The 23,770-nt window shown below is 60.3% G+C and carries 25 protein-coding genes, 1 tRNA gene, 1 pseudogene and 1 riboswitch; of the genes and pseudogenes, 12 read left to right on the top strand and 15 right to left on the bottom strand.

The window, feature by feature from the left end; translation table 11 throughout:
* Nucleotides 1-124: 124 nt before the first annotated feature.
* Nucleotides 125-421, top strand: coding sequence for a hypothetical protein (locus FGE21_RS06875; RefSeq protein WP_139662558.1), 297 nt, complete (start codon nucleotides 125-127; stop codon nucleotides 419-421).
* Nucleotides 409-1,983 (top strand): methyl-accepting chemotaxis protein, encoded by a 1,575-nt coding sequence (locus FGE21_RS06870; RefSeq protein WP_139662557.1) that lies wholly within the window; start codon nucleotides 409-411, stop codon nucleotides 1,981-1,983. The genes FGE21_RS06875 and FGE21_RS06870 overlap by 13 nt, the downstream gene beginning before the upstream one ends.
* 380 nt (nucleotides 1,984-2,363) lie before the next feature.
* Here FGE21_RS06870 and FGE21_RS06865 read toward each other — a convergent pair whose 3' ends face one another.
* Entirely contained in the window at nucleotides 2,364-2,786 is a 423-nt protein-coding gene (locus tag FGE21_RS06865; protein ID WP_139662556.1) for a response regulator, read from the bottom strand.
* 1 nt (nucleotide 2,787) lies between these two features.
* On the bottom strand, nucleotides 2,788-4,566 hold the full coding sequence (locus FGE21_RS06860; RefSeq protein ID WP_139662555.1) for a CHASE domain-containing protein: 1,779 nt from the start codon (nucleotides 4,564-4,566) through the stop codon (nucleotides 2,788-2,790).
* A gap of 177 nt (nucleotides 4,567-4,743) precedes the next feature.
* Between FGE21_RS06860 and FGE21_RS06855 the strand changes: the two genes are divergently transcribed.
* Nucleotides 4,744-4,983 (top strand): transposase, encoded by a 240-nt coding sequence (locus FGE21_RS06855; RefSeq protein ID WP_139662554.1) that lies wholly within the window; start codon nucleotides 4,744-4,746, stop codon nucleotides 4,981-4,983.
* Between the two features lie 52 nt (nucleotides 4,984-5,035).
* On the opposite strand, the pseudogene FGE21_RS20600 reads toward FGE21_RS06855, so the two are convergent.
* Nucleotides 5,036-5,398 (bottom strand): annotated as a pseudogene (locus tag FGE21_RS20600) (type III restriction endonuclease subunit R); the annotation flags it as partial.
* 491 nt (nucleotides 5,399-5,889) lie between these two features.
* Between FGE21_RS20600 and tnpB the strand changes: the two are divergent.
* Both tnpB and FGE21_RS06840 read left to right on the top strand, forming a co-directional pair.
* Nucleotides 5,890-6,264, top strand: a complete 375-nt coding sequence (tnpB, locus tag FGE21_RS06845) for an IS66 family insertion sequence element accessory protein TnpB (RefSeq protein WP_183970270.1) — start codon at nucleotides 5,890-5,892, stop codon at nucleotides 6,262-6,264.
* 1 nt (nucleotide 6,265) lies between these two features.
* Nucleotides 6,266-7,354, top strand: a complete 1,089-nt coding sequence (locus FGE21_RS06840; RefSeq protein ID WP_139662553.1) for an AAA family ATPase — start codon at nucleotides 6,266-6,268, stop codon at nucleotides 7,352-7,354.
* A gap of 18 nt (nucleotides 7,355-7,372) precedes the next feature.
* Here FGE21_RS06840 and FGE21_RS20595 read toward each other — a convergent pair whose 3' ends face one another.
* Both FGE21_RS20595 and FGE21_RS20590 read right to left on the bottom strand, forming a co-directional pair.
* Nucleotides 7,373-7,576 (bottom strand): hypothetical protein, encoded by a 204-nt coding sequence (locus tag FGE21_RS20595; RefSeq protein WP_139662552.1) that lies wholly within the window; start codon nucleotides 7,574-7,576, stop codon nucleotides 7,373-7,375.
* Between the two features lie 21 nt (nucleotides 7,577-7,597).
* A complete protein-coding gene (locus tag FGE21_RS20590) occupies nucleotides 7,598-7,918 on the bottom strand; it encodes a M48 family metallopeptidase (RefSeq protein WP_139662551.1) in 321 nt (106 codons plus the stop codon).
* 481 nt (nucleotides 7,919-8,399) lie between these two features.
* Between FGE21_RS20590 and FGE21_RS20305 the strand changes: the two genes are divergently transcribed.
* A complete protein-coding gene (locus tag FGE21_RS20305; RefSeq protein WP_255731402.1) occupies nucleotides 8,400-8,822 on the top strand; it encodes a 3'-5' exonuclease in 423 nt (140 codons plus the stop codon).
* 420 nt (nucleotides 8,823-9,242) lie between these two features.
* Here the strand turns inward: FGE21_RS20305 and FGE21_RS06820 are convergent, their stop codons facing one another.
* A complete protein-coding gene (locus FGE21_RS06820) occupies nucleotides 9,243-9,872 on the bottom strand; it encodes a hypothetical protein (protein ID WP_176695374.1) in 630 nt (209 codons plus the stop codon).
* 135 nt (nucleotides 9,873-10,007) lie between these two features.
* A tRNA-Lys gene (locus FGE21_RS06815) sits at nucleotides 10,008-10,083 on the bottom strand.
* Nucleotides 10,084-10,330: 247 nt separating this feature from the next.
* On the opposite strand from FGE21_RS06815, the gene dapF reads away from it, so the two are divergent.
* From dapF to FGE21_RS06800, 3 genes are read left to right on the top strand one after another with little or no spacing between them, the layout of a single operon-like run.
* On the top strand, nucleotides 10,331-11,146 hold the full coding sequence (gene dapF / locus FGE21_RS06810; protein WP_370285513.1) for a diaminopimelate epimerase: 816 nt from the start codon (nucleotides 10,331-10,333) through the stop codon (nucleotides 11,144-11,146).
* Nucleotides 11,143-12,408 carry a tRNA (N(6)-L-threonylcarbamoyladenosine(37)-C(2))-methylthiotransferase MtaB gene (gene mtaB, locus FGE21_RS06805; RefSeq protein ID WP_139662549.1) on the top strand — a complete coding sequence of 422 codons (1,266 nt, stop codon included), beginning with the start codon at nucleotides 11,143-11,145 and terminating at the stop codon, nucleotides 12,406-12,408. The genes dapF and mtaB overlap by 4 nt, the downstream gene beginning before the upstream one ends.
* Before the next feature lie 22 nt (nucleotides 12,409-12,430).
* Entirely contained in the window at nucleotides 12,431-12,955 is a 525-nt protein-coding gene (locus tag FGE21_RS06800; protein ID WP_139662548.1) for a chloramphenicol phosphotransferase CPT family protein, read from the top strand.
* Nucleotides 12,956-13,123: 168 nt separating this feature from the next.
* On the opposite strand, the gene FGE21_RS06795 is transcribed toward FGE21_RS06800, so the two are convergent.
* The 7 genes from FGE21_RS06795 to thiB form a co-directional block, all read right to left on the bottom strand.
* Nucleotides 13,124-13,915 (bottom strand): cytochrome c1, encoded by a 792-nt coding sequence (locus tag FGE21_RS06795; RefSeq protein WP_139662547.1) that lies wholly within the window; start codon nucleotides 13,913-13,915, stop codon nucleotides 13,124-13,126.
* An 18-nt stretch (nucleotides 13,916-13,933) separates the two neighbouring features.
* On the bottom strand, nucleotides 13,934-15,262 hold the full coding sequence (gene petB / locus FGE21_RS06790) for a cytochrome b (protein ID WP_139662546.1): 1,329 nt from the start codon (nucleotides 15,260-15,262) through the stop codon (nucleotides 13,934-13,936).
* 12 nt (nucleotides 15,263-15,274) lie between these two features.
* Nucleotides 15,275-15,835 (bottom strand): ubiquinol-cytochrome c reductase iron-sulfur subunit, encoded by a 561-nt coding sequence (gene petA / locus FGE21_RS06785; RefSeq protein ID WP_139662545.1) that lies wholly within the window; start codon nucleotides 15,833-15,835, stop codon nucleotides 15,275-15,277.
* Nucleotides 15,836-16,073: 238 nt separating this feature from the next.
* Entirely contained in the window at nucleotides 16,074-16,676 is a 603-nt protein-coding gene (locus tag FGE21_RS06780) for a glutathione S-transferase (RefSeq protein ID WP_139662544.1), read from the bottom strand.
* 109 nt (nucleotides 16,677-16,785) lie between these two features.
* Nucleotides 16,786-17,493, bottom strand: a complete 708-nt coding sequence (locus tag FGE21_RS06775) for an ATP-binding cassette domain-containing protein (RefSeq protein WP_139662543.1) — start codon at nucleotides 17,491-17,493, stop codon at nucleotides 16,786-16,788.
* Nucleotides 17,480-19,099 (bottom strand): thiamine/thiamine pyrophosphate ABC transporter permease ThiP, encoded by a 1,620-nt coding sequence (locus tag FGE21_RS06770; protein ID WP_255731401.1) that lies wholly within the window; start codon nucleotides 19,097-19,099, stop codon nucleotides 17,480-17,482. Before FGE21_RS06770 ends, FGE21_RS06775 begins: the two co-directional genes overlap by 14 nt.
* Nucleotides 19,075-20,052 (bottom strand): thiamine ABC transporter substrate binding subunit, encoded by a 978-nt coding sequence (gene thiB / locus FGE21_RS06765; RefSeq protein WP_139662580.1) that lies wholly within the window; start codon nucleotides 20,050-20,052, stop codon nucleotides 19,075-19,077. Before thiB ends, FGE21_RS06770 begins: the two co-directional genes overlap by 25 nt.
* Nucleotides 20,053-20,104: 52 nt before the next feature.
* Nucleotides 20,105-20,210: riboswitch (TPP riboswitch) on the bottom strand.
* A gap of 248 nt (nucleotides 20,211-20,458) precedes the next feature.
* Here thiB and aroC point away from each other — a divergent pair.
* Both aroC and FGE21_RS06755 read left to right on the top strand, forming a co-directional pair.
* Complete coding sequence (aroC, locus tag FGE21_RS06760) at nucleotides 20,459-21,562, top strand: chorismate synthase (RefSeq protein WP_139662542.1); 1,104 nt, start codon at nucleotides 20,459-20,461, stop codon at nucleotides 21,560-21,562.
* Nucleotides 21,563-21,572: 10 nt separating this feature from the next.
* On the top strand, nucleotides 21,573-22,517 hold the full coding sequence (locus FGE21_RS06755; protein WP_139662541.1) for an AEC family transporter: 945 nt from the start codon (nucleotides 21,573-21,575) through the stop codon (nucleotides 22,515-22,517).
* A gap of 27 nt (nucleotides 22,518-22,544) precedes the next feature.
* On the opposite strand, the gene FGE21_RS06750 is transcribed toward FGE21_RS06755, so the two are convergent.
* Nucleotides 22,545-22,961, bottom strand: a complete 417-nt coding sequence (locus FGE21_RS06750; protein WP_139662540.1) for a helix-turn-helix domain-containing protein — start codon at nucleotides 22,959-22,961, stop codon at nucleotides 22,545-22,547.
* An 86-nt stretch (nucleotides 22,962-23,047) separates the two neighbouring features.
* On the opposite strand from FGE21_RS06750, the gene FGE21_RS06745 reads away from it, so the two are divergent.
* Nucleotides 23,048-23,722, top strand: a complete 675-nt coding sequence (locus FGE21_RS06745; RefSeq protein ID WP_139662539.1) for a cation transporter — start codon at nucleotides 23,048-23,050, stop codon at nucleotides 23,720-23,722.
* Nucleotides 23,723-23,770: the final 48 nt, after the last annotated feature.

The raw sequence follows: 23,770 nt of genomic DNA, 5'->3' as shown, positions 1-23,770 counted from the left end.
CACCCCGGACACCGATGCAAGAGCCTTCCCTCGATCTAAAATAAAATTGTCGTGAGAACGGCGGCGACCTCAACGAAATAGTAATTGCCGCGTCGTATGTCGGACGAAATCAAATGGACTGGTGATGCCAAACTTTATCATATTGACGTCCTGCTTTGCGACACTGCTCCTGGCGCCGCTGTTGGCCTTGCTGAGTGCGCCTGCCGCCGTGCCCGGCGAACCGGCCTTGGTCGTCTCGCCACCCTGGAAGCGCGCCATTGATATTGTCGTGTCGTCCGATGTCCCGGAGCTTGCAACAGCTTCGTCACCCCTGGGAGCTTTGGTGGTCATACCAGATGCCCGCGCCATAGGTCGTCTTTTTGAAAATGGCGCCTGGTTTGTTGTCGATGGAAAAAGGATTGCCCAACTATGCGCCCTCTGAAATCTAAAGCCGACGGCCGTTTCCGATCCGGAATTTTTGCCTTTGAAAAGGTGCTTCAACAATCGACCAGTTGGCTGTTGGCCCCCATCCCGGCGTTTGCCGCCTTCGCAGCCGGGCAAAGCGAGCTTTGGTGGGTTTTTGCGATTCTGGGGATCATGCTAAGCCTCCTTGGATCCCTGGCGACGCGGCTTGATCAGTTGGCGCATGACTACCTGCTCAGTTCCTGTCTTGTCGGTCACTGTATTTTGATCACGGCCTCAATGAGCGGTCATGCATGGCAACTCGACACGCACATGATGTTCTTCGCAGTTCTGGCGATCGTTTCCACTCTGGCCAGCCCCAAGGCATTGATCCTTGCCACTGTTCTGGTCGCACTCCATCACGTTTCGTTCAGTGTTCTGCTGCCCTCGCTGGTCTACCCGAGCAGTGGCATTCAGGCCAACGTGCAACGCACTGTGATACATGCGCTGATCGTGGTTCTGGAAACCGGTGTCCTGCTTTTAAGCATGCGCAAGAAGATCGCTGCAGATGCGGCATTGCAAGAGCAGACAGCCTCCGCGACGGAGCAGTCTCATGCCGCCCAGACTGCGACGAAACTGGCTCAGCAGAAGCAGGAAGATGCCCGCCGGGTGGTCGATACCCTCAGCCGGCACCTGGCAGAATTGGCACATGGCCGCCTGGATTGCCGTATCTCCGACCGTTTTCCGGATGAATACGTGATACTGCTCAGGAACTTTAATGTGGCGGTTGAGAAGATCTCTCAAACGATTGCAGAGGTAAAGGAAAAAACCCGCACCATCACAGGAGGAGCGATCGAGATCAGCCGCGCTTCGGACGATCTGTCGCAACGGACAGAAAGCCAGGCCGCGACGTTAGAACAGACCGCGGCCGCCCTTGAAGAGCTGACAACCTCGGTAAAAGCCGCAGCCGCCGGCGCCCGGGGGGTAGAAGAAACCATGCTGGAGGCCCGGGGCGAAGCCGAAGGCTGCAGTGCGACGGTGAAAACGGCAGTGTCAGCCATGCAAAGCATCGAAACGTCCTCAAACCAGATCGGACAGATCATTTCGGTTATCGACGACATCGCGTTCCAGACCAACCTTCTGGCCTTGAATGCTGGCGTAGAAGCCGCCCGCGCGGGTGAAGCCGGACGCGGTTTTGCAGTTGTTGCCTCCGAAGTGAGAGGTCTTGCGCAGCGCTCTGCAAGTGCCGCCACAGAGATCAAAGTTCTGATTACCCAAAGTTCGGACCACGTTCAGAAGGGCGTCCAATTGGTTGACGAAGCGGGCGTCTCGATCGCCCGTATTTCCGAGCGTGTGAACGAAATCTCTGGTTCAATCAGTGGAATTGCCAAAGGAGCTGCTGAACAGTCAACCGGTATCAGCGAGATCAATGTATCGGTCAGTCAACTGGATCAGGTTACGCAGCAAAATGCTGCGATGGTCGAGGAAGCGACGGCTGTGGGACAAATGCTCAGCAACGAGGCCGACGACCTGAGCGACATCGTCGCGCGTTTTGAACTGGGCGACAGTGCCCCGTCGCAGTCCCCTCGCAAAGTTGCATGATCTGGAGGGGCTGCCACCCACCAGAGCAGCCTCCGACTTCTCTGCCCGTCGCATGGATCGCTGGCACCAACCGCAGCGCACCTAGCTCCCATTCACTCGGGGCAATCGGGGCTCCATCTGGTAGCACGGCACAAACCTCCAGACTCTCGTTGTGAACGAGGGACCAGAGGGGGCAGGTCATCGTCCGTCCAGTCACGTTGCGCACCCACACAGCCACGCTCACCATCCACGCCATTGGGCCCCGGTCAAACTCCCCCGCAAGCCGCTGTCGCTGGCTCATAGCTGCCTTGCCTCCGGCCCGAAACCAGCAGCCTCCCCCGCATCGCCAAGGGCACCTCGCAATCCTGTTTTCAGGTCGCAGAGCAGGCAGAGCCCCCTGGCTAGGCCGGAGTGAAAGGAGGTTCGCAGGCCGTCCAAAATCCCTGCAAGGTATGAAGAATTGTATTCATACCTGCCGTCCCCTGCGGCTTGACAATATAGCCGGACACCCGCTCGCGGTAAGCCTCGGCAATGTCTTGCGCGCTATCAGAAGTGGTAAACATGAAGACAATACTGTCTGAGGCCGTTTGGCTTGCCCTGAGCGCCCTGAGAAACTCATGACCGTTCATCCGGGGCATATTGATGTCAAGCAGAACGAAATAGGGCTTCGGCATGACATCTGCCTCTATGAGTTCAAGCCCTTCCAGCCCATCGACAGCGCGCTTCACGGTTGCATCGGGAGCCACCCTGTTCAGGGCGCGCTCGATCATCATGGCGTCGAGATTGTCGTCCTCAACCAAAAGAATATTCATTTGTCGTTTCATATCAGGCAACTTTATCCACATTCATTGCATCGAGCTCACGCCCCGTTGGCCAAAAAAAAGTAAATTCCGCTCCATGTCCTTCAGATGATTTGAGGAAGATGTGGTATCCGTGACGCTCCACGGCTTTTTTGACGATTGCCAGGCCAATACCGGTACTTTCCTTCTGGTCTCCTGATCTGAGTGTCTGGAAAACATCAAAGATCCGGTCATGGAATTTCGGGGCAATGCCCTTGCCGTTGTCCTTGACCAGGACACGCAACTTGTCCTGCTGATCCTCAATGACAACATCTACAAGTGCCTTTTGGGGGTTCGGGTGGTACTTGACCGCATTGCCGATGAGGTTCTCCAGCACACGGCGGAAATGGAGGCTGTCGTAGCCGATTGTGGCGACCTCAGACTCCACACGAACCTGAGCGGGGGTGACCTTGAAGTCCGCGATACAATCGTCGATGAGGTTTCTGACCGACAGTTCCGGCGCGGACGCCTCTGCGCCATGGCTGACGCGCGAAAAATCCATGATCCCCCGCGTGAGATCGTTCATCCGGTTCACACGGTCGCGGATCATGCCGAGCTGTGTCGTGATCTCGGGGTGTTTGTCGAGAGGACCGAGGATTTCCGTGAGGTCCTCTTCTATGACGTCCGTCAGAAACCCGATGCCCCGGACGGGCGTTTTGAGATCATGCGACGCGACGTAGACGAATTGTTCGATTTCTGCATTGGCCTTTTCGAGGGTGTCCGACTTCGCCCGCAGCTCTTTTGTCAGTTTATTCGCATAAAGGCGTGCCTTGCGGTTCGAACGGGACAGCAAGGCCAGCATCGTGATCACAAGAATCTCAATAATAAGACCGCCAACAAGGATGAAAGTTGGCAGATCCGAGCCATTGTTCGAGCGGAAGGCGAGGTTCGTTTTGACCTCTACGGTCCAGATCCGACCATACATTTCGATCTCTACCCTGTCCGTGAACATCGGATCGTCGTCATGGAGCGGTTCATCTTCATCATGCTCGTCATATATCAGCTCATCGCCATCCCGCAGACTGAACCGAACTTCTCGCAGGTCTTTGGACAGGAGACCCGCGACGAGTTTTTTTACCACAAATGGCGCGTAGACAACGCCAAGGAATCGCTCGCGCCGCTCTTCTGCAGTGGTGGGGCGTTCGCCGCGATAGATGGGGGTGTAAAACAAAAAGCCGGGCGTGTGACCGCTGTCCTGTACAAGAACAATGGGACCGGTGATGCGCGCAGTGCCTGTGTCACGTGCCGCGAGGAGACCCGTGCGCCTGTTTATTTCATGCGCCACATCCAGCCCGACCGCGGCCCAGTTGACGCTTGCAGGTTCTATGAAGGTTATCGGCAGCAGGATGTCGTGATCATGTTGCGGAAACACTGAAAACTCCCGCGCCTCCAATTTTCTGTGGGTCATATAGGATTCGAGATTTTCGCGGCGCACATAATCGATCACACCGATTCCGTTCACGCCCGGATATCTGTCCTCAAGATTAAGAGACTGTGCGAAGGTGCGCCATTCTTCCAACTCAACCTGTCCTCCGTTGGCATCAATAAACGCAACCCCCGACCAAAGCGCGTCCTCGTACCGGGACATGCGGTCTTCGATAAGGCCAACGGCCCTCGCCTTGGCCGCTTCAAACCGGCCCTCTATCTGGAGTTCGACCTGATGTCTGGAATAGAGCCAAGCGCCTATTGTCATGGAAAGAGAGAGAACCACCACCATGATATGAAAAGATGTGAGCTCCCTCTTTTCTTCGGGTTCTCTAACCATGATGCCATTACTCTCTGAAACCGACTTAACCACACTGAAACGCACAACTCATATGAGTTTCGCATAGGGGTATTAACAATCTGTTGGCGATTGTGGCCCGTTACCCCCCCGCAATTCGGACACTGACGTAAGCTGCGATTTGTTGTCTGCTGATCTTCAACGAGAAGGAGATCAGAGATGTCGAAACGGAAGCAACATCACCCAGAGTTTAAGGCCAAAGTTACGCTGGAGGCGCTGAAAGGCGAGGAAACGGTCAGCGAGTTGGCCAGTCGGTTTGGAGTCCACCCGACGATGATCCACCAATGGAAACGGGCTTTGCTTGAGGGCGCGTCCGGTGTGTTTGAACGTGGCAACCGAAAGACAGGAACCCTAGCCATCCGTTTGTATTCCCCGGCAAGAAACGTGGTCAGCCCCTGAAGGAGCTAAAACGGTTTTGACACAGCGTCACCACCACCGCCGAACTTTCGGATTTCATCAGGTGTTGAACAACTAGATCGATGTTCAGAGCGATTAGAATGCGACGCCCTAAGGGGTCAGAATGAAACACCGAGGGAATATGCAGAGCCTCAGAGCTGATGAATTCTTCGACCATTCGGACAAGCTGCGCTGCAAGCAGGTCCTCCGAGCCTCTGAAGCTATGGTTCAAGTCTGCGAACCCCTTTCGGGCGGCTTGAAACACGAGGCGTTGAAGCCTGAAGCCATTTGGGAGCTCTTCCAAGTCAATCGAGGAGACTTTGCCTAGGTCCGTTGCGCCGCCTAGAGCGGGCGCTAAATCCGCGCTGATAGGCGTAGAGGCAGGATCAAGCGTAAGAGTCTCAACGTTCGACCAATCGTAAGCGTTGCATCTGGCCCCCTATTTGCCCTCTAAACCCGTGCTCGGGATATCGACTACTATGCTTCCAAATCACTACCGGAGGCAAAAATGGCGGACCAGGAAGTCTGGGGTTTCAAAATCCAGAGATCTCCGTCGGGCAAAAAGATTTGGCCGAATGAACTCAAACGCGAGGCAACGAGGCGACTGCGGGAAGCGGACACCTCTCCAGGTGAGGTTGCTGCTGAAATAGGTGCTCATGAGTGCCTTGTACGGAAGTGGTGGGTTGCCGACCGTCGCAGTCGTGGTGAAAAAATCGCGGTCGAAGGCCCAGCCTTCGCTCAGGTGGCAATTTCCGCACCAGCGGATCCTTCTGAACAACCAACGGTCCCATCATCCAACACAGGGGACAGCTCGGCACATCTGTATGTGGGAGCGATTTGCATTAAGTTTCCATTGCACGTTGCTGAGCCTGATCTGCTCAAACTGATCCGAGTCGCGAGGCAGTGTCAGTGATCGCACCATCCAGCAGCTACCGCATCTATCTTGCCACGCAGCCTGTCGACTTTCGGAAAGGCATGGACGGCTTGGCCAATTACGTCATGACCAATTTCGAACTCGATCCCTTCTCCGGTGCATTCTTCGTCTTCCGCTCGAAGGGGCGTGACAAGATCAAGGTTCTGATGTGGGACGGTACCGGCCTCGTGCTGATCTACAAGCGTATCGAAGGCGCAGGCTTCGTCTGGCCCAAACTTTCCGACGGGACGATGACCCTGACGAAGGCACAATTTGAGGCGCTCTTTGAAGGGATCGATTGGCGCCGCGTCGTTTCGGCCGCCTATCACCACCCCTCCATTTTCAACAAAACAACCGCGGAGGTCGAGTGAGATGGCGACGATCCCATTCATTCAGTGCAAGATTTTTCCCGTCGAGCAGACCGCGGACTACCTCGAAAAGCGCTTCATCAAGCACCTACGGCTACTGCGGAGTGGCCTGGTCGGCCAGCCGGCGCATGAAGTCGAACTGCTTGGAGTCGACAATCAGGAACTGCATGAGGTGAGGATAACCCATCACGAGAAGAGCAGGATCCAAAAACGCGTCAAGAAACTTATCACACGCCGCCAGGAAGCGTCAGGGATGGGCCATTTGCAGAGGGATGAGCGCGAGCGATTGACCGCCTTGGCAGGCGGCGTTCGGCTTGCGACGGTGAAGACCGAACACCAAGCGGATGAAATCGCGGCGGCCCTTCACGACGAAATGCCCTGGATGGGACCCGCGACCGAACAGATCTGGAAGGCCATGCGCAGGTCTGTGAGAGAAGGCTCCATAGGTCTTCGCCTGCCGCCCATCCTGCTCGATGGCCCTCCCGGGATTGGCAAGAGCTTTTGGGCGCGGCGCCTTGGCCGCCTCTTGACCGTCCCCCCAACCGTTATCGAGGCAACCAATGAGAATGCGTCTTTCGGTGTCGTCGGGTCTCAGCGTGGATGGGGAAGCGCCGGACCGGGGCGTCTCATTTCCACGATCCTTAGGGAACATGTCGGCAATCCGGTCATGGTCGTTGATGAGGTCGAGAAGTCGGGGACTGCAACGTCCATGTCAGGCCGCGCGTTCGGGCTGTCGGAGGCGCTGCTACCCCTGCTGGAGCCCATGACCGCAAGAAGCTGGAGTTGCCCATTCTATCAGGTTAAGTTCGACATGAGCTGGGTGATCTGGGTCCTGACATCCAACAACTACCACGCGTTGCCAGAGCCGCTCCTGAGCAGATGCCCACCGATAGCCCTACGAGCGTTAACGACTGACGAACTGGTGATGTTCATCTGGCGCGAAGGGCGCAAGCAGGGCACCAGCGATGTGGCTCTGGATGCGGCGGTCGAAGCTTTCAAGCGTGCGGGCCAGGCAAGCCAACCGAGTCTGAGAACTGCGGCACGGGTGCTGCAGAGGGCAGCCGATCTCGAATGTCACCCCACGCTGCATTGAACCGATTTCACGAGCTCATCACACAAGGGAGGCGGCTTCGTGACTGAATTCGAGATCATCTTCGTCGTGTTTGGTATCGGTGCATGCATCGTTGGCGCCATCCATGTCACCATCGCCTACCGCTGTTCGATACGAGATGTCGAACCAGATCCGGAACGTGTTCGGCGATTTGTGGAACGGGGAATGGAGCTGCGGCGGCAAGCCCTGAAAAATCGCGCGCAACCGACAATCCGAGCGACAACGTCACCGAGCCAAAGCCTGCAGATCTTCCCACGCGGCAAGCGGATACTGATTGAGCTCGTCGCGTATGCTGCGCCACTTCGGCATATTGTCGTCAAGGACCTTGATGAAACGCTCATCATGGCGCGGCGATATCAGGTGGGCGAGCTCATGCAGCAATACGTACTCAATCGCCCGAACGGGTTTCTTGGCGAGCTCGAGATTAAGCCAGACGATTTTCTTGTCCGGATTGCAGCTGCCCCATTTCGTTTTCATTGGCCGGATGCCCCAGGTTTCGGTGGCAACGCCTAAGTGCGATGACCAATGCTCGAGCCGTGGAGCCACGTGCTCCCTTACCTTAGCTGGGTGTTAGAGAGGATCGCAATGAAATTGCCGCTGGCAGAGTACCACAGGTTGCTCCCGTGGCATTGCCCAGCTGAGCGGTATTTGGGCGAGAAGCCGACCTGAGCCAGAATGGCCGCACCAAGTTACGGCAGCGCCGGCCCACTTCCAGTCAGAGCCCCGTCGGCATGGGCGGGAAACCGATTTTCGCTGTGCGCGCGACGGCCCCCACGGCCGCGCCTTATCGCAAGGTTGCACTCACGAGCTGGATCGAGGACTGCGCCGCCTGGTGCGCGGGGGGGCTGGCGTGAAGCGCAGCCGCAATTGCGTGGCTTGTTGGACCGCTGGATCGGTTTTCATCGCGCTCGGATTTCAGATGCGGAGGCCAGCGCGGAATTGCAAAGCCTCACTCGGCTTCTCTGGTCGCTCCGAGTTGATGAGGAGGGGCTAGCCCGCGACTTCGTAACGGCAGCTGCGGGCAGGAATGCTCGACGCGCTGATGGCGGTTGAGCCGAGCCTTGGCGATCAGCGCGAACAGGTCGAGCGGATGTCAGCGGCAGTCGCAGAGGGTGGGCCGCTTGCGGACCTTGACCTCGCAAGTCTTGGTGGACGTGATGGGTCACCGCGTCACCTCAATTTGTTGACACTGCACTCTGCAAAGGGGTGCGAGTACGATGTGGTCATCATGGTGGGACTCGATCTTGGTAGCCTGCCATGGCGTAACGAAGCACCTGCGGCCCAGCGTGAGAGTCGACGTCTGTTCTATGTGGGGATAACGCGGGCCCGCGACGAAATCCACATGCTATATTCTGGTTTCGTCGATACCCGCTTCGGGCGACAGTATTGGGGGCGCTCTCCGTTCCTGAACGAGCTCGAGGTGCGAATGCGTGAAGCCGAAGGCGACTAGGTGAAAAAGTGGCGCAATTTGTAACAATGGCGTCTGATCGACGGCATGAAAGCCACGAGCGACTGCTTCGGGAAAGCCGCGGGGCGGCGTGGGCACGCTTCGACCGTCAGCTCGGGGCCGAGGCTGTATAAAAACTCGCATGGACATGGCATGCTTCGAAATAGTGTTCGCCAGAGTGATCTTGGGAGGTTTTTTCCGATGCCGTCGCCGCTAGCGGCCTAGTGGGGGAATCGTCCTTCGCGATTTCAGGAAATCTGTGTTTCTACACAGAATCGGCCGAAAATCTTGAATCTTTTGGCGTTTCGTCTTGGCGCGTAGCGCCAAGATAGGACCCTATTGCCAGTCCCGAAAGCCCCTATGGCAGGGTTCACATGCAACGCTTACGACCAATCGACAGACAGCTCGCGACGAACGACCGACTCAACACGAACCACGTTCGGCCAAGGCTTGCTGGAAAGCGGCGCGCTGGGCGTCACTCGCAAACCGACGGTCTTGCCCGATTTGGTTGGCCAGTTCTCGGCTTAGGTAATAGTCGAGAGAGCGATAGGTCAGTCTTGCAAAGAAATCTCGCGCTGAGTGGGCAAACTTGTCGCCCGAGGCAAATTCCCCCAACGCGATCCGAACTTCCTGCGAAGTCGGTTCAAACAACGTTGGCAACCGATCTCGTAGATTCACCGACAAGGATTCGAGCAAAGCGGATTTGGCCAAAAGACCGGCATCCGATGCGTGCCCCGTTCCGAAACTCTGCCGTTCAATGGCAGCGTCAAGACCGGCTAAGAGATTGGCCACCGACACCAAGGCACTATCGCCACATCCCAAGTCAGCCAATGCGTCCTCGAACCCCGGCGCACGGGCCAAAAGCGGAAGTCGCACAAGAAGCGATGCTGCGAACTGAAAGCGTGGGTCCTTGCTCGCATTGGAAAGGTCCCGTTCCGAGGCCTTCGCCGCCGCCTCGGCTATCACGTCAACTGACGCACCAGAATCAATTAAACCAACGACATCGCGCCACTTGTTTGACTGTGGCAAAGTGCCGAGCCTAATATGGCCCATAATCGTCTCCCTATCGCGCTAACGCTGACGCAATCCATCGGGGAAATCAAAGAGAAACCGGAGGCAAAAGCTTACCTTGCGCTTACCCGCCAAGGGTAGCACTGTGATCGCAATCCTCTAAGTCTTTGAAGAAAGTGGTGAGCCGTGATGGGTTCGAACCATCGACCTACTGATTAAAAGTCAGTTGCTCTACCAACTGAGCTAACGGCCCACTCTATTTTGAAGGCATAACCGGCCTTCACGGATCGCCCTTAAAGCTGAATAACCCCGGAAGATCAAGCGCTTATTTCAGGCCGGAGCCCTTTGACCATGACGGTCATTACGTTCCGATAGGGGGGGCTTCTACGGCCAAGGCGGAATGTGGTCAACCCCCTTTTGCAAAGTTTTCTCCGCAATCTCTGGATTCATTTCCGCAGCGGGTCTATATGCGGCTCATGACCTCCCCAAGAGACACTCAAATGCTGCCGTTCATGAAAATGCATGGGCTGGGAAACGACTTTGTGGTCGTGGACGCCCGTGCCACCGACATCCAGATCACCGCCGCGATGGCCAAGGGAATCGCCCACCGGCGATTTGGCATCGGGTTTGATCAGCTTGCCGTGATTACGAGCGGCAGCGGCGACGCGCATCTGACCTTCTACAACGCCGATGGCTCGACCTCGGCCGCCTGCGGCAACGCCACCCGTTGCATCGCGCGCCACCTGATGGAGGAAACCGGCAAGGACCGTCTGCACCTGACCACCGACCGAGGCGATCTGGTCGCAGTGGAGGCAGGGGACGGGCTGACCTCTGTCAACATGGGGCACCCGCAGCTCGAATGGGACGAAATCCCGCTGGCCGAGGCCATGGACACGCTGGAATTGCCGATCGAGGGCGCGCCGACGGCGACCGGCATGGGCAATCCACATTGCACGTTTTTCGTCGAGGATGCCGAATTGATCCCGCTGGCCGAATTCGGCCCCCGCTACGAACATCATCCCCTCTATCCGCAGCGCACAAACGTGCAGGTCGCGCATCTGGTCGGTCCCGATCACATTCGCATGCGCGTCTGGGAGCGCGGCGTCGGCGTCACGCTCGCCTCGGGGTCATCCTCCTGCGCCACGGCGGTCGCCGCAGCCCGCAAGGGCCTCACCGGACGCAAGGTCCGCATTGATCTTGACGGTGGCACACTTTGGATCGACTGGCGCGACGACGGCGTCTGGATGACCGGTCCGACCATGCATGTGGCGTCCGGCACCTTCACGCAGCAGTTTCTGGAAAGCATCAGCCAATGACCGGCGCGCCAAAATTCACCACCCTCGGATGTCGCCTCAACGCCTATGAAACCGAGGCGATGAAAGAGCTGAGCCGCCAGGCCGGGCTGGAGAATGCCGTGGTGGTGAACACCTGCGCCGTCACCGCAGAGGCCGTGCGCAAGGCCCGTCAGGAAATCCGCAAGCTGCGCCGCGAGAACCCCGATGCGCCGATCATCGTCACCGGCTGCGCGGCCCAGACCGAACCGGAGACCTTTGCCGCCATGGGAGAGGTCACCCAGGTCATCGGCAATACCGAAAAGATGCAGCCCGAAACCTGGCAGCGCATGGCCAAAGGGCCGGATTTCATCGGCACCACGGAAAAGGTGCTGGTAGACGACATCATGTCTGTGACCGAGACCGCCAGCCATCTGATCGACGGTTTCGGCACCCGCAGCCGCGCCTATGTGCAGGTCCAGAATGGCTGTGATCATCGCTGCACGTTCTGCATCATTCCCTACGGCCGCGGCAATTCCCGGTCGGTGCCCGCAGGTGTCGTGGTCGATCAGATCAAGCGGCTGGTGGACAAGGGCTATAACGAAGTGGTGCTGACCGGCGTCGACCTCACCAGCTGGGGGGCTGACCTGCCCGCCACGCCGAGGCTCGGTGATCTGGTGATGCGGATTCTCAAACTGGTGCCGGGCCTGCCCCGTCTGCGGATTTCCTCAATCGATTCGATCGAGGTGGACGAGAACCTGATGCAGGCCATTGCGACCGAACCCCGCCTGATGCCGCATCTGCACCTGTCCCTGCAGCATGGCGATGACATGATTCTGAAACGGATGAAACGCCGCCACCTGCGCGACGATGCCATCCGCTTTGTCGAGGAGGCGCGCAGGCTGCGCCCCGACATGACCTTCGGGGCCGACATTATCGCAGGATTCCCCACCGAGACCGAAACACATTTCGAGAACGCGCTGAAACTGGTCAGCGATTGCGACCTGACATGGCTTCATGTCTTTCCCTATTCCAAACGCGAGGGCACCCCTGCCGCCAAAATTCCGACGCAGGTCAACGGCAACGTGATCAAGGACCGTGCCGCCCGCCTGCGGGCTGCCGGCGATGCGCAGGTGGAAAAACATCTGGCGCAGCAGTTGGGACGCACCCATTCCGTGCTGATGGAGAACCCAACCATGGGGCGCACCGAACAGTTCACCGAGGTCCGTTTTGCCGTGCCGCAAACCGAAGGGGCGCTGGTGACGACAAAGATCACAGGCATCAGCGGCAGCCAATTGACCGCCTGACCGCAGGAGGGAGACGAAAGCGATGGCCCTCATTCTCTTTCTGCATGGCCCCTCCAGCAGCGGTAAATCCACGCTCGCCACGGAAATTCGCAAACAGGCGACGGACCGCGCCTTGCTGCATCTCTCGATCGATCACCTGCGCGACAGCGGCGTCTGGACCCCCTCGGCCTATGCGGACTGGAAGACGGCCCGACCGGCCTTTTTCTCGGGGTTTCATCGCGCCATCGCGGGGTTTGCCACTGCCGGCAATGACCTGATCCTCGAACACATCCTTGATACGCCGGGATGGCTGTCCGAACTCCGGACGCTGCTTGCCGGGCAACAGCTGCTCTTTGTCGGCCTGCATACGCCGCTTGCAACGCTGGTTGCGCGCGAGAAAGAACGGGGAGATCGCCCGGCAGGAAGCGCCGCAGCGGACTTTGAGCGCGCCCATAGGGGCCTGTCCTATGATCTCATTGTCGACGGCACAGCCCCCGCCCGGAGCAATGCGGCCACCATCCTCGCCGCCTTGCCACAGCCCGGGACGCAGTCGCGCTTTTTTGGGTAATTTACGCGGCCTGAGAGGATCGGGGAGGATCTGTCCCGGTGCCTCGGGGGTCCTGTGGTGCCCGGGAGGACGGCCGCTGCACAACGGATCGCGCAACAAAAAACCCCCGTGCGATCTGGTGGATCCGGCACGGAGGTTTTTCAGGTTTTCAGGCTGGGAAAAGACCGGTCAGGAGGTCTTCTTGCCCTTATGAGGCGCCCAGAGCCGTTTGTTGGTCAGATACAGCAGAACCGACAGCACGGCGAGGAACAGAACGCCGACAAAACCGGCCTGTTTGCGCGCCATCATCTTCGGCTCAGCAGTCCACATCAGGAAGGCAGACACATCCTGCGCCAGGTGATGCAGATCGTTGGAATGGCCGTCGACGAATTCCACCTGCTCGTCGGACAAAGGCGGCGCCATCGAAATCCAGCCCCCGGGGAAGGCGTGGTTCTCGTAGAAGGTGGTGCCCGCTTCGTCCTTTGTCTCGCCGGTATAGCCGGTGAGCAGGGAGGCGATGTATTCCGCGCCGCCCATACCCTTGATCATCTGGTTGATGCCAAGGCCATAGGGTCCGTGAAAGCCCGCACGCGACTTCGCCATCAGGCTCAGGTCAGGAGCGCCGACGCCATCATTCTCCGGGAAGTGATCAGTGGGTTCCGCCGGGCGGAAATCGTCATCCTCGGCGTCGAATACTTCGAAGTTATCCGCCGCATAGGCCCGTACCTGATCGGCCGGCAGGCCGGGGCCGCCTTCGTCAGACAACGTGCGGATCGGAACCTGCTTCAGCCCGTGGCATGCGGAACAGACCTCAGTATAGATCTGCAGACCGCGCTGGAGCTGATTTTGGTCATAGGTGCCAAAGGGGCCTTCGAACGAGAAGGCAAAATCCTCCACGTGCGCCTCGCCCCCGGCCGCAAAGGCGGCGGCCGGAACGAGTGCCAGAGCAAAGGCAGCACCGGTTACAAGGGTCTTGAACATGGGTAGCTGTCCTTCTTCTTACTCAGCAGGAGTAGCTTCGGATTTCTTGCCATAGTGGCTGTCGAAATCTTCTTCGATGGTGGCGGGGATCGCGTCCGGTTTCTCGATCACACCCAAAAGCGGCAGGATCACGAGGAAATAGCCGAACCAATAGGCCGATGCGATCAGCGAGAACGAGGCATAGGGCTCTTCTGCAGGCATCGCCCCAAGCCACATCAGGGCAAAGAAGTCGATCACCAGCAGCAGGAACCACCACTTGAACTGCGGGCGGTACTTGCCGGAGCGCACCCGGGAGGTATCGAGCCAGGGCGCCAGCGCCATCACGGCGATGGCACCAAACATCGCCAGAACACCGAAGAATTTCGCATCGACGATACCGCCGGTCACAAACGAGGCGATCTGAACGATCCAGACCTCGGAGGTGAAGGCCCGCAGGATCGCGTAGAACGGCAGGAAATACCATTCGGGCACGATATGCGCCGGGGTCTGCAGCGGGTTGGCTTCGATGTAGTTATCGGGGTGGCCAAGATAGTTTGGCATGAACCCGACGACCGCCCAGAACACCAGCAGCACAACGGCGAGGCCAAGGAAATCCTTGATCACGAAGTAGGGCCAGAACGGCAGCGTGTCTTTCTTGGCTTCTTCCTTGGAGCCGCGACGGACTTCGACACCGGTGGGGTTGTTGTTGCCGGTGGTGTGGAAGGCCCAGATGTGGACAATCACGAGGGCCGCAATCACGAAGGGCAGCAGGTAATGCAGCGAGAAGAACCGGTTCAGCGTCGCATTGTCCACGGCCGGTCCGCCCAGCAGCCAGGTCTGGATCGGTTCGCCAATCAGCGGGATGGCCCCGAACAGGCCGGTGATCACGGTCGCCCCCCAGAAGGACATCTGCCCCCAGGGAAGAACATAGCCCATGAAGGCGGTGCCCATCATCATCAGATAGATCAGCATGCCAACGATCCAGGTGATCTCGCGCGGGGCCTTGTAGGAGCCGTAGAACAGGCCGCGGAAGATGTGGATATAGACCGCCACAAAGAACAACGAGGCGCCGTTTGCGTGCAGATAGCGGATCATGAAGCCGCCGTTCACGTTGCGCATGATATGCTCAACAGAGGCAAACGCCAGATCGACGTGAGGCGTGTAGTGCATCACGAGAACGATCCCCGTGACGATCTGCAGCGCCAGACAAAACGCCAGAACGATACCCCAGATCCACCACCAGTTCAGGTTCTTCGGCGTAGGGATCATGATGGTGTCATAGAGCAAGCCAACGATGGGCAGACGGCTGTGAAGCCATTTTTCTGCGCCCGTTTTCGGCTCGTAATGGTCGTGCGGAATACCAGACATACGTGCGCCTCCTTATCCCAGCTTGAGTGTGGTTGCGTCGGTGAACTCGGCCACCGGGATATGAAGGTTCTGCGGCGCAGGACCTTTGCGGATCCGACCGGCGGTATCGTAGTGCGACCCGTGACAGGGGCAGAACCATCCGTCAAAATCGCCGGCACCATCGCCAAGCGGCACACACCCGAGGTGCGTACAGACACCCATCATCACCAGCCATTCGCCGGCTTCATCCAGGGTGCGGTTCTCATCAGACGCGTCGGACCCCGGTTTGTTGGGGTTTTCCGACGAGGTGTCGATCAGATCTTTCATCTCTACTGCGCGTCCCTCGTCAATTTCCGCTTGGGTCCGACGGCGAATGAACACCGGCTTGCCAAGGAACATGACAGAGATCTGCGTACCGACGTCGACGCCAGATACATCCACAACGATGGAGGACAAAGCCTGCACATCGGCTGATGGATTCATCTGGTTGACCAAAGGCCATACGGCGGCACCCGCGGTGACAGCCCCTGCGCCGGCAGTGGCGTAGTAGAGGAAATCTCTCCGGGTTCCTTCGTGGTCTTCTGCGTGGGACACGAGGTTTTCTCCAATTCCAGCGCCCGTTTAGGGCAAACATGCGCTTACACCGCATCGTGAACACGGTGACTCAGCCGCGTGTCTAGCGTTGCAAACTGCGTTCGTCTAGCGGTCAAAGCAGCGCAGGCCACCCTGAAAGGGGTATTCTTTCACGGAACCGTTGCATTGCTGCGCCGGTTCCCGACCCATTACCCGCCCTATGTGCCATCTCCTGTTTAACACCGGGTGAAGCTGCCCCTCAGGCCGCGCCCGGGCGGGTCGCCTCCATCGAGGGGCGCGATTCGAAATCCACAAACCAGGCGGCCAATTGAGGATTGCCCTCCCGCCAGCCGGCATCCGGGTGCCGAAAGTCCACATAGGCCAGGGCCGCCGCCATCGCCAGCTGACCGATATTCACCGATCCGCTCAACACCGGCATCCAGCGCGCCTCGACCGCGGCACAAGCCCCGAGGATCTTGCGGCGCTGACCTTCCAGCCAGTCATCCCACTGCTTTTCCTGAGGGCGCAGGCGTTTTTCGTAAGACATTGAAACGCCTGCATCCATGATCCCGTCGGCGGTGGCCTCAAGCACCTTCATGTCCCAACCGCCCGCATATAGCCCGCCCCCCGCACGATCATCGAGGACGGCGCAGATCACCCGGCTGTCATAGAGCGTCACCCCGTCGTCCCGGGCCAGGGCCGGAATCTTGCCCAGCGGATTGCTGGCGGTGAGCGCCGCATCGGGGGAGGTCACGGTGGTGGCCACCTGCACCAGCTCCACAGCACCGAGCTGATCCGTTTCATGCAGCACAAGCATCACCTTGCGCACGAAGGGTGAAGAAGAGGAATAAAACAGTTTCATCGCGAAAAATCTCCCTGGGTCCTGCAAGCTTAGCGGGCCATCTGGCGCTTTGGGAATGGGCTATCGCAAAAAATGCAACGGCCCCCATCGTCCCCACCGGATGGCGGGATCAGCTGCCCGTGGGGGCGCCCAGATAGGCCCGCAAGGCCGGGGGAGGATTATCGAGGATCTCTGCCGTCGGGCTTGGCGGGTACACGTGCCCGTCTGCCACCAGCACCACCTCCGTGGCGATGCGGCGCGCGTCCTGGGGATCGTGACTGACCATCAGCAGCGTGGCGCCCTTTTCCGTCACGATTTCGGCAACCAGATCGAGCATTTCAGCCTTCAGCGCCGGCCCCAGGGCGGCAAAGGGTTCATCCAGAAGCAAAAGATCGCGCCCCTGAACCAACACCCGGGCCAGGGCGGCGCGGCTTTGCTGACCACCGGACAGGTCTGCGGGTCTGCGCTCTTCCATGCCGGCCAGACCGACCCGGGCCAGAGCGGCAGTGACCGCCTCCGCCTGAGCCGCCGACAGCCGCCGGTTGGCATCAATCCCGAGGCCCACATTCTGGCGCAGGGTCAGATGCGGAAACAGATTGCCGTCCTGAAAGAGCATCGCCACCGGGCGCTGACCCGGCGGCAGCGCCGTGATGTCCTGCCCGCGCCACAGGATCCGCCCGTCCCGCGCGGGCAAAAACCCGGCGATGGCCTCCAGAAGCGTGGATTTCCCCGCGCCGGAGGGACCGATCACCGCCACCTGTGCTCCGGCTGCGATCTGCAGATCGGCTTGCAGGCGAAAATCGCCTTTTTGCAACGTCACCGCGTCAAGCTTCAGCATGGAATTTCCCTCCGCGATCCAGCAGCCAGAAGGCCCCCATTGACAGGATGAACAGCAACAGGGCCGCAGCCTGGGCCGCCTCCATCCGATAGGCTCCCATCAACCGGTACACTTGCAGCGGCAGCGTGGCGGTTTCCGGATCCGCAAACAAGGCAACAACGCCAAGATCGCCCAATGACAGCGCGGCGGTGAGCCCGGCCGCAAAGCCGATCTGGGCCCTGCATCTCGGCCAGATCACACGGCGCCAGAAGGCCGGTCCCCGCATGTTCAGTGCCAGTGCCAGGCGGGCGTTCTGCTGCATCACCTGCTGCATCCGCGGCACCAGTATCCGCAGCGCAAAGGGCAGCGCCATCACCATATTGACCAGCGCCGTCACCGGCAGCGCCACATGGGCCGGGCTGGCAACCGGATAGATCAGCACGAACAGGCCGGTTCCGATCACCAGCGGCGAGGCCGCCAGCCCCAGAATGCCCGCGATCTCGCCCAGCTGCCTGCGCCCGAGGGCGATACTCGCGGAGAGCGGCAAGGCGACGAGCAACAGAAGGCCCGTGCTCAGCGCGGCGACCTGCACCGAGACCCAGGCCGCGCTCCAGACCGGCGCCGGAAGCGACAGCAGCCCCGGCGCGCCCGCCACCAGAACCGCCAGCAGCGGCAACATCAAAAAGAGGGTCGCGAACCCGATCCAGACCACATCCAGCAGGGTCGCGCTGCGGCCTGTTGCGTCCCAGCGCACCACCGCCCGGTCCAGCCCCGCGCCGACCCCCTCGCCGACGGGCACCCGCAAAGCCAGCACGGCCGCGACAACGGTCAGGCCGAGCTGTACCGTCGACAGCACCGCCGCCCGGCCGAGGTCGAAATCGAAATGAAACGCCTGATAGATCGCCAGTTCCAGCGTGGTCGCCTTCGGCCCGCCCCCCAATGTCAGCGCCACCGCAAAGCTCGACAGGCAAATGGCAAAGATCACCGCCATGGCGCCGGGCAGAATGCGGCGCAACATCGGTGCCTCGAGCAGGTGCCACATGGCGCCCGGCCCGGCATTCAACTGCGCGGCCAGCCGGAAGCGCTCGGCGGGGATCTCCTGCCATCCCTGCAGGATCAGGCGCGTCGCCAGCGGCAGATTGAAGAAGACATGCGCGATGACGACCCCATGCAGACCGTATATCCGCAGAGGGTCGAGGCCAAACGCGCCAAGGGCACCGCTGATCCAGCCGGAGCGGCCGAAGACCGCCAGCAACCCGAGGATCGCGACGATCACCGGCAGGATGAAGGGGGCGCCAAGCAGCGTGATCAGCACCCGCCGCCCGGCAAAGCGCCGCCGGGCCAACGCCCGGGCCACCGGGATCGCCAGCCCGACGCTGAACACGGCCGACAGGCTGGCCTGGATCAGGGTGAAGCGCAGCGCCGATGCTTCGCTCGGGCCGAACCCGGAGCCTCCCTCCGCCCGCATCGCCACCGCCGCCAAAGTGCCCAGAACCAGAAGCGCCACCCCGAGGGCGGCGCAGGTTCCGGGCCAGATTGCGACCGGCCGGGGAGCATCAGGGCGCGGCGCAGCCGCGCGATGGGCTGCCCGGCCTGTGCCGCCTACTGGCTGAGCGCGCGCAGCCATTCGTCCAACGCTTCGTCACGCAGGGCCGCTGCATCGCCCTCGGGCAACAGCAGCGATTTGTCGGCGCTGAGCGTCTCTGCGAAACCCTCCGGCAGACCACCTGCGGGCATCACCGCAGGATACATCCAGTTGGTGGTCGGTATGATCGACTGAAACGCGTCCGAGACCATGAACTGCAGGAACTGATCCGCCAGCTCGGTCTGATCGCTCGCGGCGAGCTTGCCTGCCACTTCGACCTGCATGTAGTGCCCTTCGTCGAAAACGGCCGCCGCCTTGGAGTCATCTTCTTCGGCGATCAGGTGATAGGCCGGAGAGGTGGTATAGGACAGCACCATGTCCGCTTCGCCTTCGAGGAACAGACCGTAGGCTTCGGACCACCCTTTGGTCACGGTGACGATATTGTCCGACAGGCCGTCCCATATCGCCGGTGCCTCGTCGCCATAGGCGGCTTTGACCCACATCAGCAGGCCAAGACCCGGCGTAGAGGAGCGCGGGTCCTGAATGACGATTTTGGCGTCGCTTTCGCCCAGCGCCCGGAAATTCGCAGGCGCATCCGCGTCGGCGTTGTGGACAAAGGCGAAATACCCCCAGTCATAGGGGGCAAAGGTATCGTCCTGCCATGCCATCGGCAGCGCGTAGTCCGCCTCGACCGCGACAGGCGCGAACAGGCCCGTGTCCCGGGCCGCCGCCGTCAGATTGGTATCGAGACCGAGGACGATGTCAGCCTCTGAGCGCGCGCCCTCAAGCTTGATCCGCGCCAGCAAGGCGGCGCCATCTCCGGCGCCGACGAACTTCAGCTCGCAGCCGCAGGTCGCCTCGAACGCCTCCTTGACGGCCGGACCCGGCCCCCATTCGGAGACGAAGCTGTCATATGTGTAGACCACCAGTTCGGGCGTCTCGGCGGTGGCGACAGTGGCGGCCAAAAGCGCGCCTGCAACAAAGAGAGGTTTCATCTCGTCCTCCAATGCGGCGTCGGGCAAGGAGGAGATCAGGGCGCGGTCATGCCTCACGATCCGAAACCTTCCCTCCGCCGGTATGATCCGGTTCAGGTTCAGCGGGTTCGCCGGTCTGGCATCTCAGCGTATTTCACTACGCACCCCGAGGTAGGCTGGACACTAGGGCCGGGCGGCGGGCTTGGCAAGATGGGGAATGCGCGGGTCCTCTGCCGCCTGCACTAGGTCAGCACGTCTGACCCATTGTTTCGCGTGCGAAACAAAAGGGGAGTCTCGCTGTCCTTTCTGCGAGGTTAATGCGCCGATCTCTTTTCCCGCCTGCCCTTTTCTCCCGGCCCTTTTCTCCCGGCCCTTTTCCCCCCTGCCCTTTGCCGTTAAAGGGTCAGAACAAAGGAGACCCGCGCGCATGTCCATGAACTCTTTCGGCCACCTCTTCCGTGTCACCACCTGGGGCGAGAGCCACGGGCCTGCGCTGGGCGCCACCGTGGATGGCTGCCCGCCGAATGTCGCAGTGGACCCGACGATGCTGCAGGAATGGCTGGACAAGCGCCGCCCCGGTCAGAACAAGAACACCACCCAGCGCAACGAACCCGATGCGGTGAAAATCCTGTCCGGCGTCTTCGAGGGCAAAACCACCGGCACGCCCATTCAGCTGATGATCGAGAACACCGATCAGCGCTCGAAGGACTATGGCGAGATCGCGCAGACCTTTCGTCCGGGGCATGCGGATATCACCTATTTCCAGAAATACGGCAATCGCGACTATCGCGGTGGCGGCCGGTCTTCGGCCCGGGAAACCGCCGCGCGCGTGGCTGCAGGCGGGGTTGCACGGGCGGCGATCAAATCGCTGGTCCCCGACCTGCAGATCAAGGGCTATATGACCCGCATGGGCGAGATGGAAATCGACCGGTCCCGGTTCGATTGGGACGCGATCGACCAGAATGATTTCTGGATCCCCGATGCCGCTGCGGTTCAGGAGTGGGAAGACTACCTGCAAGCGCTGCGCAAGGCGCATGACTCCGTCGGCGCCGTGGTCGAAGTTGTGGCGCGCGGCGTGCCCGCGGGGATCGGTGCCCCGGTCTATGGCAAACTCGACACTGACCTGGCCGCCGCGATGATGTCGATCAACGCCGTCAAAGGCGTGGAGATCGGCGAAGGCATGAACGCGGCGCTGCTGAAAGGGTCCGAGAACGCGGATGAGATCTTCATGGGCAACGACGGCCAGCCGGTCTATTCCTCGAACCATTCAGGCGGCATCCTGGGCGGGATCTCGACCGGTCAGGACGTGGTGGTCCGGTTCGCGGTCAAGCCCACATCCTCAATTCTCACGCCACGGCAATCGATCCGCAAGGATGGCACTGCCGCCGAGGTCATCACCAAGGGGCGCCACGATCCATGTGTCGGCATCCGCGCGGTGCCCGTCGCCGAGGCCATGATGGCCTGTGTGATCCTTGACCACCTGCTGCTGCATCGCGGTCAGATCGGCGAAAACCAAGGGCGGATCGGCTGAGGCCCACCTCATGACGGCAATCCTCGCGATCACCTTTCCGATCTATGCGATCCTCGGGTTGGGGTATGTTTTCGTCTGGCGCGGGATCTTCAGGTCCGGCGACATCAAAAGCCTCGGGTCCTTCGTATTCAACCTCGCATTGCCGGGGCTGATCTTCACCACGATCGCCCAGCGCGACCCGGTCGAGGTGTTCCAGGCCGCCTATGTGCTGCCCTATCTGGTTGGCGGCCTGTTGAATATCGCGGTCGCTTTCTTCCTGTTCACCCTGCGCGGCTTCGACCCCATGCGGCGGGCGGTGGGTGTGATGGGATCGACCTGCCCCAACAATGGCTTTGTCGGCTATCCGGTGATGCTGCTGGCCTTTCCCGACATCGCAGGCGTCGTGCTGACGCTGAACCTGGTGGTCGAGACGCTGATCCTCATTCCGATCTGCCTGATGCTGATGGAGGCCGCCGCAAGCGATACCGCGCAACCCCTCGGCCCCCGTTTGAGGAAAATCCTCTTCAACGTGGTGAAGATGCCAACGATGATTGCGCTCATCGCCGGGCTGGGAGTGGCGGTGCTGCATATTCCGCTGCCGGAGCCATTCTTTCGCTTCACCGACATGCTCGCGGCGGCGGCCGGGGCGGTGTCGCTGATCGTGATTGGCGGATCCCTCGCCGGGCTGCCCCTGCGCGGCAACAAGAGCCTCGCCCTTCAGGCCACCCTCGGCAAGCTGGTGATCCACCCCGCGCTGGTGGCGCTGGTGGCGGCTGCTGCCGTCTTCGCCGGGCTGCTTGATATCTCGCCGGAGCTCCGCGCTGCGCTGATCCTGTCGGCGGCGATGCCGATGTTCACGACCTACACTATTTTTGCCCAGGCCCGCGGCCATGAAGGCGCTGCCAGCCTGGCCTCCATGGCGGCGACAGTCCTGGCCTATTTCACCCTGAACAGTCTGCTCTGGATCCTGAGCTGATGGGGTGCTGAACTGACGGAGGCGCTGTCAGTCGTGATCGCCCAAACAGCGGCTGTGATCGCCCAGCGCGGTCAGAACCTGACAGGTGCCGCCCGCCCCGCCTTCACACAGATGGGTGATCCGCTCCAGCTCGGCCTCCAGCCGCTGCAGACGCATGATCCGGGCGCGGACCCGGTCCAGCTGCGCCCGGGCGATCTGATCCGCTGCATGGCAATCCTCGCCCAGATCCCCATTGAGCCCCATGAGTTCGCCGATCTCTTCCAGGCCGAACCCGAGGTCGCGTGCGTGTTTGATGAAGCCGAGCCTTTCAAGACCCGACTGGTCATAGCGGCGCTGATTGCCCGCGTTGCGAGTGGCCGGCGTGATCAGGCCTATGTCCTCATAGTAGCGGATGGTGGGCACCTTGACCCCGGTGGCTCGTGACAATGCGCCGATGGAGAACATGCGGAATATCCCTTGAACCTCTAGTGGCTAGAGCAATTAGGGTGATCCCGAATCGGAATGCACACAAGCGAAAAGGAGCAGGGCCGATGGCAGGATGCTGCGGACAGGATGCGCAATTTGACGGCGTTTCAAAGGACTACAAGCGTCGCCTCTGGGCGGTTATCGCGATCAATGCCGTGATGTTCATTGTAGAGATGACCGCCGGTGAAGTCGCCGACAGCCAGGCGTTGAAAGCTGACGCATTGGATTTCCTCGGCGATGCGCTGACCTATGGGATTTCGCTTGCGGTGATCGGCGCCAGCCTGAGAACCCGATCAATGGCGGCAATCGGCAAGGGTGTCAGCCTGCTTCTCATGGGGGGCTGGGTCTTTGGCTCGACGGTTTGGCAGCTCTTTGTTCTCGGGGTGCCCGAAGCCCAGGTCATGGGGGGCATCGGGTTTCTGGCCCTGGCCGCGAACCTCCTGTCGGTGATGCTGCTGGCCGCCTACAAGGACGGCGATGCCAATGTGCGCTCTGTCTGGCTCTGCTCGCGCAATGACGCCATTGGCAACGTGGCCGTGATGATTGCCGCCATCGGCGTCTGGGGCACCTCCACCGGCTGGCCCGATCTGATCGTTGCGGGGCTGATGGCCGGTTTATTCCTCAATTCGGCGCTGCAGATCCTGAGGCAGGCCCTGAGCGAATGGCGCGCAGGCGAACGTCACAGCGCCACCGAAGTCCCGCAGAGCCCCGCGCAGAAAGCTGCCCCGGCGGCGGAATAATAATGTACCAAAAGGACCCTGCCCGCTTGCCAATTCAAAGGCTTCGGC

The sequence above is a fragment of the Phaeobacter sp. B1627 genome (genome assembly GCF_006265095.1).
GTDB lineage: Bacteria > Pseudomonadota > Alphaproteobacteria > Rhodobacterales > Rhodobacteraceae > Epibacterium.
The sequence above is the reverse complement of the archived record's forward strand: the minus strand, read 5'-3'. Positions and strand labels throughout refer to the sequence as shown.

Excerpts from the sequence above, each read along its gene's own strand:
- FGE21_RS06875 (WP_139662558.1), top strand. The coding sequence starts at position 125 with ATGCCAAACTTTATCATATTGACGTCCTGCTTTGCGACACTGCTCCTG.
- FGE21_RS06870 (WP_139662557.1), top strand. The coding sequence starts at position 409 with ATGCGCCCTCTGAAATCTAAAGCCGACGGCCGTTTCCGATCCGGAATT.
- FGE21_RS06865 (WP_139662556.1), bottom strand. The coding sequence starts at position 2,786 with ATGAAACGACAAATGAATATTCTTTTGGTTGAGGACGACAATCTCGAC.
- FGE21_RS06860 (WP_139662555.1), bottom strand. The coding sequence starts at position 4,566 with ATGGTTAGAGAACCCGAAGAAAAGAGGGAGCTCACATCTTTTCATATC.
- FGE21_RS06855 (WP_139662554.1), top strand. The coding sequence starts at position 4,744 with ATGTCGAAACGGAAGCAACATCACCCAGAGTTTAAGGCCAAAGTTACG.
- FGE21_RS06840 (WP_139662553.1), top strand. The coding sequence starts at position 6,266 with ATGGCGACGATCCCATTCATTCAGTGCAAGATTTTTCCCGTCGAGCAG.
- FGE21_RS20305 (WP_255731402.1), top strand. The coding sequence starts at position 8,400 with ATGCTCGACGCGCTGATGGCGGTTGAGCCGAGCCTTGGCGATCAGCGC.
- FGE21_RS06820 (WP_176695374.1), bottom strand. The coding sequence starts at position 9,872 with ATGGGCCATATTAGGCTCGGCACTTTGCCACAGTCAAACAAGTGGCGC.
- dapF (WP_370285513.1), top strand. The coding sequence starts at position 10,331 with ATGCTGCCGTTCATGAAAATGCATGGGCTGGGAAACGACTTTGTGGTC.
- mtaB (WP_139662549.1), top strand. The coding sequence starts at position 11,143 with ATGACCGGCGCGCCAAAATTCACCACCCTCGGATGTCGCCTCAACGCC.
- FGE21_RS06800 (WP_139662548.1), top strand. The coding sequence starts at position 12,431 with ATGGCCCTCATTCTCTTTCTGCATGGCCCCTCCAGCAGCGGTAAATCC.
- FGE21_RS06795 (WP_139662547.1), bottom strand. The coding sequence starts at position 13,915 with ATGTTCAAGACCCTTGTAACCGGTGCTGCCTTTGCTCTGGCACTCGTT.
- petB (WP_139662546.1), bottom strand. The coding sequence starts at position 15,262 with ATGTCTGGTATTCCGCACGACCATTACGAGCCGAAAACGGGCGCAGAA.
- FGE21_RS06780 (WP_139662544.1), bottom strand. The coding sequence starts at position 16,676 with ATGAAACTGTTTTATTCCTCTTCTTCACCCTTCGTGCGCAAGGTGATG.
- FGE21_RS06775 (WP_139662543.1), bottom strand. The coding sequence starts at position 17,493 with ATGCTGAAGCTTGACGCGGTGACGTTGCAAAAAGGCGATTTTCGCCTG.
- FGE21_RS06770 (WP_255731401.1), bottom strand. The coding sequence starts at position 19,099 with ATGGCTGCGCGCGCTCAGCCAGTAGGCGGCACAGGCCGGGCAGCCCAT.
- thiB (WP_139662580.1), bottom strand. The coding sequence starts at position 20,052 with ATGAAACCTCTCTTTGTTGCAGGCGCGCTTTTGGCCGCCACTGTCGCC.
- aroC (WP_139662542.1), top strand. The coding sequence starts at position 20,459 with ATGTCCATGAACTCTTTCGGCCACCTCTTCCGTGTCACCACCTGGGGC.
- FGE21_RS06755 (WP_139662541.1), top strand. The coding sequence starts at position 21,573 with ATGACGGCAATCCTCGCGATCACCTTTCCGATCTATGCGATCCTCGGG.
- FGE21_RS06750 (WP_139662540.1), bottom strand. The coding sequence starts at position 22,961 with ATGTTCTCCATCGGCGCATTGTCACGAGCCACCGGGGTCAAGGTGCCC.
- FGE21_RS06745 (WP_139662539.1), top strand. The coding sequence starts at position 23,048 with ATGGCAGGATGCTGCGGACAGGATGCGCAATTTGACGGCGTTTCAAAG.